Annotated in this window: 15 protein-coding genes; 7 read left to right on the forward strand and 8 right to left on the reverse strand. The window is 68.9% G+C overall.

Annotation, left to right across the window (positions count from 1 at the left end; translation table 11 throughout):
* On the forward strand, positions 1-689 hold a 689-nt coding region (locus ABY44_RS14225), incomplete at its 5' end, for a hypothetical protein (RefSeq protein ID WP_431641337.1).
* 142 nt (positions 690-831) lie between these two features.
* Positions 832-1,452, forward strand: coding sequence for an HAD family hydrolase (locus ABY44_RS14230; RefSeq protein WP_027786913.1), 621 nt, complete (start codon positions 832-834; stop codon positions 1,450-1,452).
* Between the two features lie 23 nt (positions 1,453-1,475).
* Here ABY44_RS14230 and ABY44_RS14235 read toward each other — a convergent pair whose 3' ends face one another.
* A complete protein-coding gene (locus tag ABY44_RS14235) occupies positions 1,476-2,585 on the reverse strand; it encodes a fatty acid desaturase (RefSeq protein ID WP_060172996.1) in 1,110 nt (369 codons plus the stop codon).
* A gap of 204 nt (positions 2,586-2,789) precedes the next feature.
* On the opposite strand from ABY44_RS14235, the gene ABY44_RS14240 reads away from it, so the two are divergent.
* Positions 2,790-3,827, forward strand: a complete 1,038-nt coding sequence (locus ABY44_RS14240) for an AraC family transcriptional regulator (RefSeq protein ID WP_060172995.1) — start codon at positions 2,790-2,792, stop codon at positions 3,825-3,827.
* 61 nt (positions 3,828-3,888) lie between these two features.
* Here the strand turns inward: ABY44_RS14240 and ABY44_RS14245 are convergent, their stop codons facing one another.
* The 5 genes from ABY44_RS14245 to cysD form a co-directional block, all read right to left on the reverse strand.
* Positions 3,889-4,938 (reverse strand): lactonase family protein, encoded by a 1,050-nt coding sequence (locus ABY44_RS14245; RefSeq protein ID WP_060172994.1) that lies wholly within the window; start codon positions 4,936-4,938, stop codon positions 3,889-3,891.
* Complete coding sequence (locus ABY44_RS14250) at positions 4,925-6,292, reverse strand: MFS transporter (RefSeq protein ID WP_091925871.1); 1,368 nt, start codon at positions 6,290-6,292, stop codon at positions 4,925-4,927. The genes ABY44_RS14245 and ABY44_RS14250 overlap by 14 nt, the downstream gene beginning before the upstream one ends.
* Before the next feature lie 256 nt (positions 6,293-6,548).
* Positions 6,549-7,736 (reverse strand): helix-turn-helix transcriptional regulator, encoded by a 1,188-nt coding sequence (locus tag ABY44_RS14255; protein ID WP_060172992.1) that lies wholly within the window; start codon positions 7,734-7,736, stop codon positions 6,549-6,551.
* Positions 7,737-7,874: 138 nt separating this feature from the next.
* Positions 7,875-9,788, reverse strand: coding sequence for a sulfate adenylyltransferase subunit CysN (cysN, locus tag ABY44_RS14260; protein WP_060172991.1), 1,914 nt, complete (start codon positions 9,786-9,788; stop codon positions 7,875-7,877).
* Positions 9,788-10,768: a sulfate adenylyltransferase subunit CysD gene (gene cysD / locus ABY44_RS14265; RefSeq protein WP_226127412.1), complete on the reverse strand. Its 981-nt coding sequence runs from the start codon at positions 10,766-10,768 to the stop codon at positions 9,788-9,790. Before cysD ends, cysN begins: the two co-directional genes overlap by 1 nt.
* Positions 10,769-10,898: 130 nt before the next feature.
* Here cysD and ABY44_RS14270 point away from each other — a divergent pair, with 130 nt between their 5' ends.
* From ABY44_RS14270 to ABY44_RS14285, 4 genes are read left to right on the forward strand one after another with little or no spacing between them, the layout of a single operon-like run.
* Positions 10,899-12,008 (forward strand): DUF1214 domain-containing protein, encoded by a 1,110-nt coding sequence (locus ABY44_RS14270; protein WP_060172990.1) that lies wholly within the window; start codon positions 10,899-10,901, stop codon positions 12,006-12,008.
* On the forward strand, positions 12,005-13,198 hold the full coding sequence (locus ABY44_RS14275; protein ID WP_060172989.1) for a sulfotransferase family protein: 1,194 nt from the start codon (positions 12,005-12,007) through the stop codon (positions 13,196-13,198). The genes ABY44_RS14270 and ABY44_RS14275 overlap by 4 nt, the downstream gene beginning before the upstream one ends.
* Positions 13,199-13,239: 41 nt before the next feature.
* On the forward strand, positions 13,240-14,031 hold the full coding sequence (locus ABY44_RS14280; protein WP_060172988.1) for an SDR family oxidoreductase: 792 nt from the start codon (positions 13,240-13,242) through the stop codon (positions 14,029-14,031).
* A gap of 17 nt (positions 14,032-14,048) precedes the next feature.
* A complete protein-coding gene (locus tag ABY44_RS14285) occupies positions 14,049-15,029 on the forward strand; it encodes a hypothetical protein (protein ID WP_027786924.1) in 981 nt (326 codons plus the stop codon).
* On the opposite strand, the gene ABY44_RS14290 is transcribed toward ABY44_RS14285, so the two are convergent.
* Together ABY44_RS14290 and ABY44_RS14295 are read right to left on the reverse strand one after the other, a co-directional pair.
* Positions 14,959-15,477, reverse strand: a complete 519-nt coding sequence (locus tag ABY44_RS14290; protein WP_431641340.1) for a nuclear transport factor 2 family protein — start codon at positions 15,475-15,477, stop codon at positions 14,959-14,961. The two genes, ABY44_RS14285 and ABY44_RS14290, sit on opposite strands and share 71 nt — an antisense overlap.
* A 13-nt stretch (positions 15,478-15,490) precedes the next feature.
* The gene (locus ABY44_RS14295) at positions 15,491-15,970 is read right to left on the reverse strand and encodes an SRPBCC domain-containing protein (protein WP_059682387.1); all 480 of its coding nucleotides are present in this window, start codon (positions 15,968-15,970) and stop codon (positions 15,491-15,493) included.
* Positions 15,971-16,056 lie beyond the last annotated feature (86 nt).

Consider the following 16,056-nt stretch of genomic DNA (forward strand, 5'->3'; position numbering starts at 1 on the left):
CCGCGCCGGCCGAGGCGGTCGGCCGCGCGGTGTTCGGCGAATCGAACCATCCGCAGCTCGAAGCGTGCTTCCGCGCCGCGCAGGCCAGCTTCCCGAATCTCTATCCCGACTACGCGCCGCGCATCGAGCGGCACATCCGGCAACTGGTACCGCTGAAGCTCACGACGGTCGCGACGATCGGCGACGGCGCGCTGGAGACGGCGGGCAACCTCGTCGAAGCCGTCGCGGCCACCACGCGCGAATTCAACGAACTCGGCGCGGCCGACATGATGGCCGGCATGCTCGCGCAGGCGACGCGCAAGGCCGGCATGTTCGAACGCTGGTTCGGCGGGGCGGCGGGCCATGTCGACTACCGGGCGGCGCTCGGTGCGCTCAAGCAGTCGCTCGGCTTCTTTCCGCGCCGCACCGAGGAACTCGCCGCGAAGGTTCGCCATGCGGAAGAAAACCTCGTGGTCGTGCTCGCGGCGCTGAGCGCGGTGTCGGACGTCGTGCGCGCACCGGACGATGCGGGCATCGAGCGCACGCTGTTCGACCGCCGCAACATCGTCGGGCAGGCGGTGCAGCAGATCCGCATGCAACCCGCGCAATTGCGCGGGCTCGACGAGCGCGTGACCGATCTGCTGTCGCGCGCCGATCACCTGATGAACGTCGTGCTGCCGGCGGCGCTGGCGGCGCGGCCGCAGCGCTGAGCGAACGGCGCGAAGGCCACGGATGCGCGCGCCGCGGCGCGCGCGTTCGCTGCGCGGGCCACGCCGTGTCACGCCATTTCACGTGCACCGGCGCGAGTCTGCTATCTTCCCGGGCATCTCATTGCTTTCCCGCCGATTCTCCATGACCGACCGCATCGTTGCCGCATTCGATTTCGACGGCACCATCACGACGACCGACAGCTTTCGCCATTTCGTCCGCTATGCGGTCGGCACGCCGCGCTTCGCATGGGCCGGGCTCCGTGCGCTGCCGTGGATCGTCGCGATGAAGGCCGGGCTGCTGTCGCGTGGCGATGCGAAAGCGAAGTTCGCGTCGTTCGCGTTCGGGCCCGTGCGCGAGGACGCGCTCGATGCGCAGGCGCGTACGTTCGTCGACACCTACCTGCCGGGCCTCGTGCGTCCGGAAATGCTCGAACGCATTCGCGAGCACCGGGCACGCGGGCACGAAGTTGTGCTGGTGAGCGCGTCGCCGTCGCTGTACCTGGAGAAGTGGGCGAAGACGGCCGGCTTCGATGCGGTGCTCGCGACGCGGCTCGCGTTCGAGCGCGGCACGTTTGCCGGCCGGCTCGACGGCGAAAACTGCTGGGGGCCGCAGAAGGTCGTGCGGCTGCGCGGGTGGTGGGGCAGCCGGCCGCCGAAACAGCTGTTCGCGTACGGCGACAGCCGCGGCGACAAGGAAATGGCCGAGCTCGCGAACTGGTCGTGGATCCGCGGGCAAGGGCCGATGCCGCCGATCGGCGGCTGAGCCGGCGCGGCGCCGGTTTTACATCACGCGTCGGCTTGCGCGTGGCGAGCGCGGCGCGACGGTCGATACGGGCCCCAGCGATTCGCACGCGCGAACGTGCCGACGTCGTTGAAGCGCACGCCGACTTCACGCAGCGCCGCATGCGCGGTGCGCGCGGTCAGCTGGCGAATGTAGAACGGGTCACGCACCACGAAGTGATGGATCGCATGCGTGCTGCCGAAGTTGAAGCAGAACAGCTGGAACGGCAGCATCCACCACGGGTTGAGCACCTGCGTCTGCTGGATCACGTTGCGTGAATCGATATCGCCGAAGTAATGCATGTTCGAGCTGACGAAGTTGATGCAGAAGCTGCGCACGAAATTCGGCCCGAGCCACACCACGGCCAGGAAATCGACGACGCTCATCACGCGCGCGACGATGGCCGGCACCGTCACCGCGTAGCCGAACGCATGCAGCGCGAACAGGCCGGCGTGATAGACGATGAACGCATGCCACAGCACGTAATACACGTGACCGACCGGCATGTACGACGACACCTGCTCGACGCGCAACTGCATGCGTTCGGACGGGTCCTGCACCGGCTGCGCGGCCACGTACTGCTTGACCTTGCGGCGCATCGCGGCCGGCCGCAGCACGACGGCGAGCATGCCGTCGGCGATCATCAGCAGGCGCTTCACGCCCCAGCGCTCGCCGTTGGTGATGCCGAATTCCTCGAGATCCGATTCGCCGCCCGACACCTTGTGGTGATGCAGGTGCATGCGCCGCCGCGTCCACGGGTTGATCGTGCCGGGCCGCGTGAGCCAGCACAGCGCCATCATCAAGTGATAGGCCCACGGCGTCTTCTTGAAGTACATCAGGTGGATCAGGTCGTGCTCGAGCTCGTGGATCAGCGACGTGACGAACGCGGCGAGCGGCAGCGCGACGTACCACGCGATCGCCCCGCGCGCATACAGCCAGGCGATCGCGAGCATCGCGCTCACCGACACGGCCATTACGGTCGCGCCGACGAGGTTCTGGTTGTCGAGCAGCGGAAAGCGCGCGCGGATCGCGTCGCTCGCGGCGTTGACCTCGCGGCGGACGTACGCGACCTTGTCCGCGTCGTGGCGAAAGGCGGTTCGTGCGGGTTGGCTCATCGACCGGATTCCTGCGGAAAGAGTGGGGCGTTATGCCGATGTGACAAGCATAGGCGCGCACCGGGCCGCCCGCGAGGGCCGCGGGTGCCAATGGCGGTGTCATTTCGGGCCACGTTGGCCGGCCGGCGCGGCTAGAGTCTCGCCCCGGTGTCATTGCGGGCCAGCGGCGCTACAATCCGCCGAAACCGCTCCGGAGTCCTCCGCATGGCCCTGTCCGTCCCGGATGCCGCGCGCCAGTTGAACAAGGCGACGGTGTCATCCGCGTATGCGCTGTTCATGCTGATGCTGGCCGAGGAGCGCGGTATCGACGGCGGCCGCATTCTCGCGGGCTCGGGTGTCGAGCGCGACCGGCTCGCGCAGCCCGATGCGCGCATCACGCCGCTGCAACAGGCGGCGATCGTGTTCAACCTGCTCGACGCGACGGACGATCCGTCGATCGCGATCGAGATCGGCCTGCGCAGCAGCCTGACGAAAGCGGGACTGATCGGCTTCGGGCTGATGAGCTGCGCGACGCTCGGCGAGGCGGTCTCGCTCGGCATCCGCTACCTGCCGACGCGCGTGCCGTTCTTCTCGGTGCGGCTCGCACGGCTCGACGGGACCGTCGACATCGACGTGCTCGAAGCGTTTCCGCTCGGCCGGCTGCGGCAGTTCGCTGTCGAGAACTTCCTGGTCGAGACGGCGATCCTGTTCAATTCGCTGCTGTATCCGGTGCCGGGACGCACGTTGCAGTCGCGCGCCGAACTCCATTTCGAATGGCCCGAGCCGCCGTGGTTCGAGCGTTATCGCGCGCGCCTGCCGCGCTGCCATTTCGACGCGAGCGCGAACCGCATCCGTTGCGATGCCGCGCTGCTCGACGAACCGATCGGCACCGCGAACGCGCACACCGCGCAGATGATCGTGCAGCAGTGCGAGGCCGAACTCGCGCGGCTCGGTTATGCGGAAAGCATCGTCGAGCGCGTGCGCAACCTGCTGATCTGCGGCGAGGGCGGCTATCCGGCGGTCGACGACGTCGCGCGCGAGCTGCATGTATCGGCGCGTACGCTCAAGCGCAAGCTCGCCGAATACGGTGCGACCTATTCGGCGCTGCTCGACGAGATCCGGTTGCGCGACGCGCTGCGGCTGCTCGAGGGGACGCGGCTGCCGGTGGACGAGATCGCCGCGCGCGTCGGTTATACGGATCGCGCGAACTTCACGCGTGCGTTCAAGCGCTGGACGGGTGTCGCGCCGAGCGAGCGGCGCTGAACGCGGGCATGCGCCGGCCCGCGTGGCGGGACTGCCGGTTCATGCTCCACGTATCCCTTCTTCAGACGATCTCGACCCAGTTCGCGCCGCGCCCGCCCGGCACGCGTGCGTGCGGCGACAGCGCGCCATCGTCCTGCGAGATCGCATACACCGACACGTATTCCGACTGTTCGCCGCACGCGACGAGCCAGCGCCCCGACGGGTCGATCGCGAACCCGCGCGGTTGCGTCTCGGTGGCCGTTGCATGCGCGGGTTCGAACGTGCCGTCAGCGGTGCGGCGATAGCAGAGCAGGCGGCTCGACGTGCGTTCGCTGACGTAGGCGAAACGCTCGTCGGGGCTCAGGTGCAGGTCGGCGGCCCAGACGGAGGGCTCGGTGGGCGCGGGCGGCCGCGCATGGCCCGGCGCGAGTTCGGCGACGGCCGGATGGCGCGCACTCACGTGCACCTCGCCGAGCCGGCCGGTATCGGGGTCGCGCGCGAACGTGGCGAGCGTGGCCTGGAATTCGCTGACGACGACGAGCGCTCGGCCGTCGCGCGCGAACTGCAGGTGGCGCGGGCCGAACCCGGCCGGCACGCGCGTTTCGCCGTGTTCGAGCGCGCGCAGGCCGGCCGCGTCCTCGACCAGCGCGAAGCTGAACACGCGATCCGAGCCGAGCGAGCTGACATAGGCGAAACGGTTGTCCGGCGACACGATCACCGAGTGCGCGTTCGCGATGCCGCCCACGACCTGCAGCGGCGTGCCGTCGCCGTCGCGCACGCGCGCGGCGTCGTAGAGGCTCAGCGAATTTCCGCCGTACGACGCGCCGAGCAGCCAGCGGCCGCCGCGGTCGAGCGACAGGTACGCATGGCTCGCGTCGATCGCGGTCGCGCCGATGCGCACGAGCGCGCCGGTGGCCGGCACGACGCGGAACGCGACGATCGTCGGCTGTTCGCCGCGCGTCGCGACGTAGAGCCGCGCGCGGTCGGCCTGAACGGCGATCGGCATCGCGACGTCGGCTGCGGGATAGCGGGCGAGCGGCGCGAGCGTGCCGTCGGCCGCGAGGGAAAACGTGGCGAGGTCGGCGTCGGCGGCGTTCGAGACGACGACGGTCAGGCGGTCAGTGTTCGGCATGGCGGAGCATCGATGCGTTCGTCAGGGCGGTGTCGGCCGGCAGGCCGCGCGGCGGATCGCTGCGCCGGTGCGTGCGCGCGAACAGCGCGGCCACGGCGGCGACGAGCGAAGCGATCGCGAGCGCATACAGCCCGCCCGTGATCGAACCCGTATGTTGCTTCAGATAGCCGAAGGCCGTCGGCGCGACGAAGCCGCCGAGGTTGCCGACCGAGTTGATCAGCGCGATCACGGCCGCGGCCACCCGCGTGTCGAGATAGCCCTGCGGGATCGGCCAGAACAGTGACGCCGCGGCCTTGAAGCCGAGCGCGGCGAAGCAGATCGACGCGAACGACCAGGCCGGATCGTGCGACGTCGACGCGAACAGCCCGCACGCGGCGAGCACGAGCGCGAACGCGAGCCAGCGCTGCGGATGCTTCCATTTCGACGACAGCACCGCGAAGCCGTACATCGCGCCGATCGCGATCATCCACGGAATCGTGTTGTACAGGCCGACCTGGAAATCGGTGAGGCCGCCCATCTTGCGGATGATCGTCGGCAGCCAGAACGTGGCCGCGTAGATCGTCAGCTGGATCGAGAAATACAGGAAGCAGAACAGCATGATCTGCGGATCGCGCAGCAGCGCGGTGGCGCGCACCGGCACGTTCGAACGGACGTCGCGCGCCGCGCGTTCCTCGTCGAGCGCGTTCTGCAGCGCCGTGCGTTCCTCGGCGGTGAGCCACGTCGCGTCGCGGATGTGCGATTTCAGCAGCAGCCAGCTCGCGCCGCACAGCGCGACGGAGAACAGCCCTTCGATCAGGAACATCCACTGCCAGCCTTCGAGGCCGAAGCCGCGGATCGACAGCAGCGCACCGGTGACGGGCCCGGACAGCACCGACGCGAACGCGGAGCCGCCGAGGAAGATCGCCATCGCCTTGCCGCGCTCCTGCGGCGGCAGCCATTGCGACAGGTACAGCACGACGCCGGGGAAGAAACCGGCCTCGGCCGCGCCGAGCAGGAAGCGCAGGGCATAGAACGACGTGTCGTTCCACACGAACGCCATCGCGGCCGCGACGATGCCCCACGTCGCCATGATCCGCGCGAGCCACACGCGGGCGCCGTAGCGCTGCATCAGCAGGTTCGACGGCACCTCGAACAGCGCGTAGCCGACGAAGAACAACCCGGCACCGAGGCCGTACGCGGCCGCGCCGATGCCGATCGACGCTTCGAGATGGCGGTCGACGAAGCCGACGTTCACGCGGTCGATGTAGTTCGCAATGAACATGATCAGCACGAGCGGCAGCACATGCCACTTCACTTTCGAGACGGCGGACGCGAGCGGGTCGCGTCCGGGCAGGGCGGGCGAGGGCGGGTTCAAGCGTGTCTCCGGTCGGGCAGGGCTGTGTAGTATGTCGTCGTATGACATGGTACGCCTGAGTGCCGATGGAGACGTCGCGGGTTTACCCGGGAATTACCCGGATATTGAGGAATTTCATGAGATTCTTCGGCGGCCGTCAATGTCTGATGACATATGACATGAAGCGAGTGTGTACCAATCGCCGGGATACCCGGTGGCGATCCGCGCGCGTGGTGCATCTCGTAGGCAACCCGTCCGGCGGCTGCCCTCGCGGCCGCTACGCCATCGACACGACGCTGTTGAGCAGCGTCTTCACGAGCACGGCCTGCCGCGTTGCGCCCGTTTTCGCGAAGATGCCGCGCAGGTGCGCGCGCGCGGTGTTCTTCGTGATGCCGGTCGCGGCGGCGGCCTCGTCGAGCGTCAGCCCGTCGACGAGCAGCAGCGCGATTTCGGTTTCCATCGGCGTGAGCCGGAACAGCCGGTGCAGCATGTCGCGCGACGTCTGCGGCGACGACACGGGATCGCGCACGAACACCGCGACGGCCGGCCGGTGCCGGCGGTCCTCGGCGCCGCGGTAGGGTGCGAGCGGGCGCAGCAGCACGCTCAACGGCATCGCGCCGCCGGGGCGCGACAGCGTGGTGGCTTCGATGCGGGCGAGCGCGCCCGCGCGGAAATGCTCGAGCGCGGCCTGCAATGCCTTCTGCAGCCGGCGCTCGTCGAGCGGGCACGAGGCGTGGAGCTGCTCGTGGCGCACGCACAGCCCGTCCTGCTGCTCGATCAGCCGCTCGGCGATGCGATTGCGCTTGATCACGCGGCCGTCCTCGTCGACGATCGCGGTGCCGACATCGAGCCGGTCGACGGTGCCCGCGTACAGCGCGCGTTCGGCATCGAGCACGTCGAACGCCGCGTGCAGTTCGACTGCCCGCTGCAGGTGCGGCAGCAGCGTCGCGACCTGCGCGCGTTCGGCCGCGTCGAAGTCCCGCCCGCCGTGCGCGCGGCTCACGAAGAACGCGCATTCGACGCCGCGTTCGCCGCGCAGGTTCGCGCCGAGGATGTAGCGCAGGTCGAGCGGCTGCAGGTACTGCCGGTAGAAATCGTGCGCGCGCCACGCGGTTTCGCCGAACAGCCGGTCGGCCGTGAAGACCTGGCCGGGCGGCTGATCGAGAAACGGGCACAGCGCATAGAACTGCTCGCTGTACGACGGCTCGCCGGGCAGCAGCGGGCCGTGCGCCGACGCGTTGATGATGAGCCCGTGCCGTGTGCCGCCCGGGTTGCGCAGCACCAGTGTCGTGAAGCGCGCGTCGAGCCGCACGCGGACCGCTTCGAGGAAGCCGGCCCACGGGGTCGCTTCCGACGGGCCCTGGTAGACGAGCCCGAGCCACGCGCTGAGTTCGCGCGCCGTCCACGCCGCGTCGTCGAAGCCGTCGTGCGCGGCCGGATCGCCGGGTGCCAGCGCGATGGGCATGCTCGTGTTCTCCTGGATCGGGGTGAAGGGTTCCCGAGCCAGCATACCGGCCGCCCGGCGGCCCGCGTCATCCGAACGGAGGAGGCGGCGCGCCCGGACGGGCCGGCGGGCAACCGCCGGGCTGCCCGCCTGCGGCGCCTACGCCGCGCGCTCGCGCAGCAGGTAAGCGACGATGCGCCCGGCCGCTTCGTCGGGGGACTCGGCGACCGTATCGACGCGCAGTTCGGGCCGCGCGGGCGGCTCGTACGGCGAATCGATGCCCGTGAAATGCTTCAGCTCGCCGCGCCGCGCCTTCTTGTACAGGCCCTTCGGGTCGCGCTCCTCGGCGACCGCGAGCGGCGTGTCGACGAACACCTCGACGAACTCGTCGGGGCCGGCGAGCGCACGCGCCATCTCGCGTTCCGAGCGGAACGGCGAGATGAACGACACGAGCGTGATGAGCCCCGCGTCGAGCATCAGCCGCGCGACTTCGGCGACGCGCCGGATGTTCTCCACGCGATCGGCCTCGGTGAAGCCGAGATCGCGATTGAGCCCGTGCCGCACGTTGTCGCCGTCGAGCAGGTACGTGTGCTTGCCGAGCGCGTGCAGCCGCTTCTCGACGAGGTTCGCGATCGTCGACTTGCCGGCGCCCGACAGCCCCGTCAGCCACACGATGCGCGGCGTCTGCGCCTTCTGCGCGGCACGCGCGGCGCGGTCGACGTCGACGGCCTGCCAGTGCACGTTGTGCGCGCGGCGCAGCGCGAAGTGCAGCATCCCGGCACCGACCGTGTCGTTGGTGAAGCGGTCGATCACGATGAAGCCGCCCGTGTGGCGGTTGCGGTCGTACGGATCGAACGCCACGGGCCGGTCGAAGCTCAGGTTGCACACGCCGATTTCGTTGAGCGCGAGCGTGCGCGCCGCGAGATGCTCGCGCGTGTTCACGTCGACCTTGTACTTCGGCGTCGCGCAGGTCGCGCCGACCGTCTGCGTGCCGAGTTTCACGAGATACGGGCGGCCGGGCAGCAGCGGCGCGTCGTGCATCCACACGAGCGTCGCCTCGAACTGGTCGGCCACCTCGGGCGGCGCGTCCGCGCGCGCGATCATGTCGCCGCGGCTGATGTCGATCTCGTCGGCGAGCGTGAGCGTCACCGCGTCGCCGGCGTGCGCGATGCCGCTTTCGCCGCGTTGCGTGATCACCGACGCGACGCGGCTCTCCTTGCCGGACGGCAGCACGCGCACGCGCTCGCCGACGCGGATCTCGCCCGATGCGATGCTGCCCGCGTAGCCGCGGAAATTCAGGTGCGGGCGGTTGACCCACTGTACCGGCAGCCGGAACGGCTCGTCGCGCGTCACGCGCGCGGCGAGCGGCAGCGTGTCGAGATGCTGCATCAGCGTCGGGCCCGCGTACCACGGCATCCGCGTGCCCGGCGCGATCACGTTGTCGCCGCGCAGCGCCGACATCGGGATGCTGACGATCTCCGCCAGCCCGAGCTCGGCCGCGAACGCGCGATAGTCGGCGTCGATGCGCTCGAACACGGCCCGGTCGTAGTCGACCAGGTCCATCTTGTTGATCGCGAGCACCACGCGCCTGATGCCGATCAGCGCGACGAGATGGCTATGACGGCGCGTCTGCGTGAGCACGCCCTTGCGCGCGTCGATCAGGATCACGGCGAGATCGGCGGTCGACGCGCCGGTGATCATGTTGCGCGTGTACTGCTCGTGGCCGGGCGTGTCGGCGACGATGAACTTGCGGCGCGCGGTCGCGAAGAAGCGGTACGCGACGTCGATCGTGATCCCTTGCTCGCGCTCGGCCGACAGGCCGTCGACGAGCAGCGCGAAATCGAGCTCGCCGCCCTGCGTGCCGACTTTCTTCGAATCGGCTTCGAGCTGCGTGAGCTGGTCGTCGAACAGCATGTTCGATTCGTAGAGCAGGCGGCCGATCAGCGTGCTCTTGCCGTCGTCGACGCTGCCGCACGTGATGAAGCGCAGCAGGTCCTTCGTCTGCGCATCGTCGGCGTGCATGTTGGGCGTTGCGTGCGTGGGCGCCTCGGGCGCGGTGAGAACGTGTGCCATCAGAAATATCCCTCCTGTTTCTTCTTTTCCATCGAGCCGGCCGAATCGCTGTCGATCAGGCGTCCCTGTCGTTCCGACGTGCGTGTCTCGCGCATTTCCCGAAGGATGTCGTCGAGCGAGCTCGCATCGCTGTCGATCGCGCCCGTCAGCGGGTAGCAGCCGAGCGTGCGAAAGCGCACCTTGCGCATCTGCGGCACTTCGCCTTTGCGCAGCGGCAGGCGTTCGTCGTCGACCATGATCAGCGCGCCGTCGCGTTCGACGACGGGCCGTTCCTTCGCGAAGTAGAGCGGCACGATCGGGATGTCGTGAAGCTGGATGTACTGCCAGATGTCGAGCTCGGTCCAGTTCGAGATCGGGAACACGCGCAGGCTTTCGCCCTTGCGCTTGCGCGCGTTGTACAGCGACCAGAGTTCGGGGCGCTGGCGCTTCGGGTCCCAGCGGTGCTGCTCGGAGCGCAGCGACACGATGCGTTCCTTCGCGCGCGATTTCTCCTCGTCGCGGCGCGCGCCGCCGAACGCGGCATCGAAGCCGTAATGATCGAGCGCCTGCTTGAGCCCCTGCGTCTTCCACACGTCGGTGTGCATGGCCGAGCCGTGCGTGAACGGATTGATGTCGTTCGCGACGCCGTCGGGGTTCACGTGCACGCGCAGGTCGAGGCCGAGGCGCGCGGCCGTCTCGTCGCGAAACGCGATCATCTCGCGGAATTTCCACGTCGTGTCGACGTGCAGCAGCGGAAAGGGCGGCTTCGCCGGGTAGAACGCCTTCATCGCGAGATGCAGCATGACCGAGCTGTCCTTGCCGATCGAATACAGCATCACCGGGTTCTCGCTCTCGGCGACCACCTCGCGCATGATGTGGATGCTTTCGGCCTCCAGTCGCTCCAAGTGGGTCAACATCGTTCGTCTCCTTGTTTCATGCCGGCGCCGCGCGACATGTGCGGCGTTTCGTGCATGACGCCAACGGTATCGAGCGAGCGGCATGCCGCTCTTCGTCCGGGTGGACTAAACCGCGGCGCGGCCGTGGAGCGGATCTTTCCTTAGTCCACCCGGACGAAGAGGTGCGCGACGCCGGCGCTTAAGGTGAGCGCTCGACCATCGGCGGAGACGACACATGACGGACGACACACGTGCCACGCAATTGCTTTCGGGCCAGACCTGGGCCGATTTCTGCGACACCCTGAAACGCAGCGGCGAACAGATCCTGCGCGCCGAGGCGCCGGACGATCCGCTGACACGCGCGGAAGGCTTTCGTTACCTGAGCCGGCTGATGCGCATCGCGCTCGAAATGCACGTCGAATTCGCGGACGGCGCGTGGCCCGGCTTTTTCTCGCCGTCGCACGAGACCGCGAAGATCGGCGCCGACAATCCCGACAACCTGTACCAGTACGCGCGGCTCGACGGCCGTTGCGAATACCGCGTGACGGGGCGGCGCGGCACGGTGGCCTACCTGAGCTTCGGCACGCAGAAGGGCGGCTACGAGACCGACGGCAAGATGCTGCAGACGGGCTTTCTCGATGCGAAGCAGCTCGAGATCGCACCGGACGGCAGCTTCGAGATCGTGCTGGGCGAGACACCGCGCGCGGGCAACTGGGTACGCATGGAGCCCGGCACCAACGCGTTGCTGGTGCGCCAGACCTTCCTCGACCGGCGCGCGGAGACGCCCGCGCAACTGAAGATCGAACGCATCGGCGCGCACGACCGCCCGGCGCCGCTCGATCCGCTCGCGTTGCAGGGCGGCCTCACGCGCGCCGCGCAGTTCGTCGAGCAGACGGCGAAGCTGTTCGCCGACTGGGCCGCGGGCTACCGGTCGCACGTGAACGCGCTACCGCCCGCCGACCAGGCGCTGTGCCAGTCGGTCGGCGGCGACCCGAACATCTACTACTACCACTCGTGCTGGGAGCTGGCCGACGACGAGGCGCTCGTGATCGACGTCGACACGGTGCCCGACTGCGATTTCTGGAACGTGCAGCTCAACAACTACTGGATGGAGTCGCTCGATTACCGGCACTTCGACATCTGCGTGAACAAGCACGGCGCGCGACGGAATGCGGACGGTGGCGTGACGGTGGTCGTCGCGGCCGCGCGGCCGGGCGGCGCGAACTGGCTCGATACGGCCGGGCATCGCACCGGCACGATCTGCTGGCGCTGGGTCGGCGCCGCGCAGCCGGTGCATCCGCGCACGCGGGTCGTGAAGCTCGCCGCGCTGAAGGAGGCCGCATGAACGCGCCGATCGACCTGATCCGCACGCGGCTCGACGCCGACGGACTGATCGCCGAAGCCGTGTCGCGCACGGGCGGGCTCACCGCGTTCGGCGACGGACCGTATCGCGAGGCGCTCGACGTGATGTGCGCGTCGCTGATCGACGAAGCGAAGCTGTCCGAACGCGGCGCGACGATGATGCGCGAGAAGCTCGTCGGGCAACTCGTGAACCGGCTCGTCGTCGAGGATTACTTCCGGCGCCATCCGGAAATCGCGGACATCGCGATCGACGATCCGCTCGTGATCGTCGGCCTGCCGCGCACGGGCACGACGCTGCTGCAGCGGCTGCTGGCCGTCGACCCGCGCTTCCATACTGCCGCGTGGTGGGAAACCCGCTACCCGGCGCCGCTCGCGGGCGAGACGCTGGCCGAGCCGGCGGTGCGCATCGCCCGCGCGCAGGCCGAAGTCGTGACGATGATCGACTGCATTCCGCAGATCCTCACGATTCATCCGCTCGATGCGATGCTCGCCGACGAGGAGTTCATGCTGATGGAGCACTCGTTCGTGTGCGCGATGGATTCGTACGCCAATGTGCCGCGCTATACGGCGTGGCTCGCGCGGCAGGATCTCACGCCGGTCTATACGTACCTGAAGCGGATGCTGCAGTTCCTGCAATGGCAGAAGGCGCAGCGCGGGGTCGCGCCGGCCGCGCGCTGGCTGCTGAAGACGCCGCAGCACCTGCATGCGCTCGACGTGCTGTGCCGCGTGTTCCCGCGCGCGCAGGTCGTGCTCACGCACCGCGACCCGGCGCAGACGATTCCGTCGATGGCCAGCATGGCGCACACGCTGTGGCAGATGTATGCGGACGATCCCGATCCGCTTGCCGTCGGCGCGCAGTGGAACGCGGGGATGGCACGCGCGATCGGCGCCGCGATGGCCGCGCGCGATGCGCTGCCGGCCGGCCGCTTCCTCGACGTGCGTTTCGAGGACATGGTGTCGAATCCGCTCGGCGTGGCCGAGGCCGTGTACGCATTTGCCGGCATGCCGCTCGATGCGCGGCGGCGCACGGCGATGACCGACTGGATGGCGCGCAACGGCCGCGACAAGCGCGCCGCGCACGACTATTCGATCGCGCGCTTCGGCTTCACCGATGCGCAGCTCGCGCGCGACTTCGCCGCGTATCGCGCGCGGCACCTGCGGGCGGCCGGCTGACGGCCGGGCTCGCGAAACCAACGACAACCAGGAGACAAGCCATGTTGCTGAAGGACAAGATCGTCGTGATTTCCGGGATCGGGCCGGGGCTCGGCGTGAAGCTCGCCGTCGAGGCCGCGCGCGAGGGCGCGCGCGGCGTGGTCGTCGCGGCGCGCACGACGGAAAAGCTCGACGACGCCGAAACGCGGATCCGTGCACTCGGCGTCGATTGCGACGTGCTGAAGGTGAAGACCGACATCACCGATCGCGCGCAATGCCGGCAGCTCGCGACGCAGGCCGTCGAGCGCTTCGGCCGGATCGATGCGCTCGTGAACAGCGCATTCGTGCACGGCAGGTTTCCCGAGCCGGTGGAGGAAGCCGACCTCGACGGCTGGCGCGCGGTGTTCGACACCAACGTGTTCGGCACGATGGCGCTTACGCAGGAAGTCGTGCCGCACATGAAGCGGCACAAGCGCGGCGCGATCGTGATGATCAACACGCAGGCGACCCGCAAGCCGTTTGCAGGGGAAGGCGGCTACGCTGTATCGAAGGGGGCGCTCGCCGTTGCGGCAAAATACCTGGCGCGCGAACTCGGCGTGCACGGCATTCGCGCGAACAGCATCCACATGGGGTGGATGTGGGGCGTACCGACCCGGACGTATTTCCGGCAGGCGGCGGCCGAATACGGGATGACGGAAGAGCAGGTGATCGCGCCGGTCGCGTCGAACATCGCGCTCGCGAAGCTGCCGACCGACGACGATTGCGCGCGCGCGGCGCTGTTCCTCGCGTCGGACTATGCGAACGCGGTGACGGGCGCGACGCTCGACGCAAATGGCGGCGATTTCATGCCCTGACGACGGAGCAAAGGATCATGCAGGACAACCACGACGAACGACACTTCCTTGCGTTCAACGGCGACGCGGACGGCCTGTGCGCGCTTCAGCAACTGCGGCTCGCGGAAGGCGTGCGCGGCACGCTCGTGACCGGCGTGAAGCGCGACATCAGGCTGCTCGAGCGGATCGACGCGCGCGCGGGCGACATCGTCACCGTGCTCGACGTGTCGCACGACCAGAATCGCGATGCCTGCGCACGGCTGCTGCGTGCAGGCGCGACGGTCCGCTATTTCGACCATCACTTCGCGGGCGAGCTGCCCGACGATCCGCGCTTCGACGCGCATATCGACACGGCGGCCGACGTCTGCACGAGCGCGATCGTGAACCGTTATCTCGGCGGCCGGCACGTGCGCTGGGCGATCGTCGCGGCATTCGGCGACGAGTTGCCGGCGCTCGGCGGCGCGCTCGCGCGCGAGCACGGGATCGACGACGCGGCGCGCGACACGCTCGCCGAACTGGGCCTCTACCTGAACTACAACGCGTACGGCGAGTGTGTCGGCGATCTGCATTTCGACCCGGCGGCACTTGCCGACGCGATGCTGCCGTGCGTCGACCCGCTCGAGTTCGTACGCGAGACCGCCGTGTTTGCCGCGCTGCGCGACGGCTACCGCGACGATATGGCACGGGCGTGCGCACTCGCACCGCTGCGCGAGGTGCCCGGCGCGACGCTGGTCCGGATGCCCGATCATCCATGGGCGCGGCGCGCGACGGGCATGCTCGCGAACGAGCGGATGCGCAACGCGCCGCATGCGGCGCTCGCGGTGCTGTCGCCGCGCGCGGACGGCGGGCTCGTCGTCAGCGTGCGCGTGCCCGACGGCCGGCCGCTCGGCGCCGACGAGTTCTGTCGCGGCTTTCCGACCGGCGGCGGGCGCAAGCGCGCGGGCGGCATCAATCATCTGCCGGAAACCGAGTTCGACGCGTTCGCCGAGCGGTTCGAGGCGGCGTTCCGGCTCGATTGATGCGACGGCCCGCGAGCATGGCCGGCACGTTGTGGCCATAGCAGCGCTCCTCGACACGCTCGGCGATGCGCCAGCCGAGCGCGGTACGCGCGAACCGGTCGACGTACCACAGCCCGAGAAACATCACCTGCGTGCCGCCGTCCGGCAGCGCGACTTCCATCGGATTGAAGCAGATCGTGCGGCCGCGCGCGGTGTCGCCGTCGAGCCGGATCGACAGGTTGCCGACCAGGTGCTGGTACTGCGGAAACCGCGGCAGCACGGTGCGCAGCCACGCCTTCACTTCCGGATAACGGCCCGCGATACCGCCCATCGCGCGATAGTCGATCGCCGTGTCGGGCGTGAACACCGCGTCGAGCGCGTCGAAGTCGCGCGTGTCGATCGCGGTCGAATACGCGACGATCAGTTCGCGGATGTCGTGATGGTCGGACAGCGTTTGCAGATCGGGCATCGGGGGCTCCCGGTCAGGCGCCGTTGCGCCGGCGTGCCGCATGGAGCGCTTCGGCGCGCCGCTTCACGTCGCGCGCGCACTGGTCGAAACCCTGTTTCACCCACGCACCGTGGTTCTGCATGATCGTGTCCGCGTTGATGCCGAGGAACTGGTCGGTCGTGAAATAACGGCAGCGTTCCGCGCCGATCGCGTCGATGTACTGGTCGCGGCGCGCGGCGTCCTTGTTGTCGTCGGTCGGGCGCTGCTCCCACGACAGCAGGCGTTCCGGTTCGCACGCGACGAGGATCTCGTTGACGGGAATCACGGTTTCCGTGCCGGGAATGCGCACCTGCATGTGCACGAAATCGCCGAGCCTGCCGGTCGTTTCGAAGCCGACGCAGAACGTGTTCCATTCGCCGTAGCGCGGGAAGTCGGTCAGCACTTCCCAGACGACGGAGGCCGGTGCGTCGATGTCGACGGTGATCGAGGTGACGAGATTCGAGGGTTTGGTCATGGCGGCGTATCGGGTGAGTATCAGGTGAGTAGCGGGTGAGGCCGCGCGCCCGGCCGGCCGGGCGCCGCAGCAGTCGGAAAGGTCCG

Source organism: Burkholderia sp. ZZQ-2 (assembly GCF_050768715.1).
Lineage (GTDB): Bacteria > Pseudomonadota > Gammaproteobacteria > Burkholderiales > Burkholderiaceae > Burkholderia > Burkholderia cepacia.

Excerpts from the sequence above, each read along its gene's own strand:
- ABY44_RS14240 (WP_060172995.1), top strand. The coding sequence starts at position 2,790 with ATGGCCCTGTCCGTCCCGGATGCCGCGCGCCAGTTGAACAAGGCGACG.
- cysD (WP_226127412.1), bottom strand. The coding sequence starts at position 10,768 with ATGCCGCTCGCTCGATACCGTTGGCGTCATGCACGAAACGCCGCACAT.
- ABY44_RS14295 (WP_059682387.1), bottom strand. The coding sequence starts at position 15,970 with ATGACCAAACCCTCGAATCTCGTCACCTCGATCACCGTCGACATCGAC.
- ABY44_RS14285 (WP_027786924.1), top strand. The coding sequence starts at position 14,049 with ATGCAGGACAACCACGACGAACGACACTTCCTTGCGTTCAACGGCGAC.
- cysN (WP_060172991.1), bottom strand. The coding sequence starts at position 9,788 with ATGGCACACGTTCTCACCGCGCCCGAGGCGCCCACGCACGCAACGCCC.
- ABY44_RS14275 (WP_060172989.1), top strand. The coding sequence starts at position 12,005 with ATGAACGCGCCGATCGACCTGATCCGCACGCGGCTCGACGCCGACGGA.
- ABY44_RS14290 (WP_431641340.1), bottom strand. The coding sequence starts at position 15,477 with ATGCCCGATCTGCAAACGCTGTCCGACCATCACGACATCCGCGAACTG.
- ABY44_RS14255 (WP_060172992.1), bottom strand. The coding sequence starts at position 7,736 with ATGCCCATCGCGCTGGCACCCGGCGATCCGGCCGCGCACGACGGCTTC.
- ABY44_RS14245 (WP_060172994.1), bottom strand. The coding sequence starts at position 4,938 with ATGCCGAACACTGACCGCCTGACCGTCGTCGTCTCGAACGCCGCCGAC.
- ABY44_RS14270 (WP_060172990.1), top strand. The coding sequence starts at position 10,899 with ATGACGGACGACACACGTGCCACGCAATTGCTTTCGGGCCAGACCTGG.
- ABY44_RS14235 (WP_060172996.1), bottom strand. The coding sequence starts at position 2,585 with ATGAGCCAACCCGCACGAACCGCCTTTCGCCACGACGCGGACAAGGTC.
- ABY44_RS14280 (WP_060172988.1), top strand. The coding sequence starts at position 13,240 with ATGTTGCTGAAGGACAAGATCGTCGTGATTTCCGGGATCGGGCCGGGG.
- ABY44_RS14230 (WP_027786913.1), top strand. The coding sequence starts at position 832 with ATGACCGACCGCATCGTTGCCGCATTCGATTTCGACGGCACCATCACG.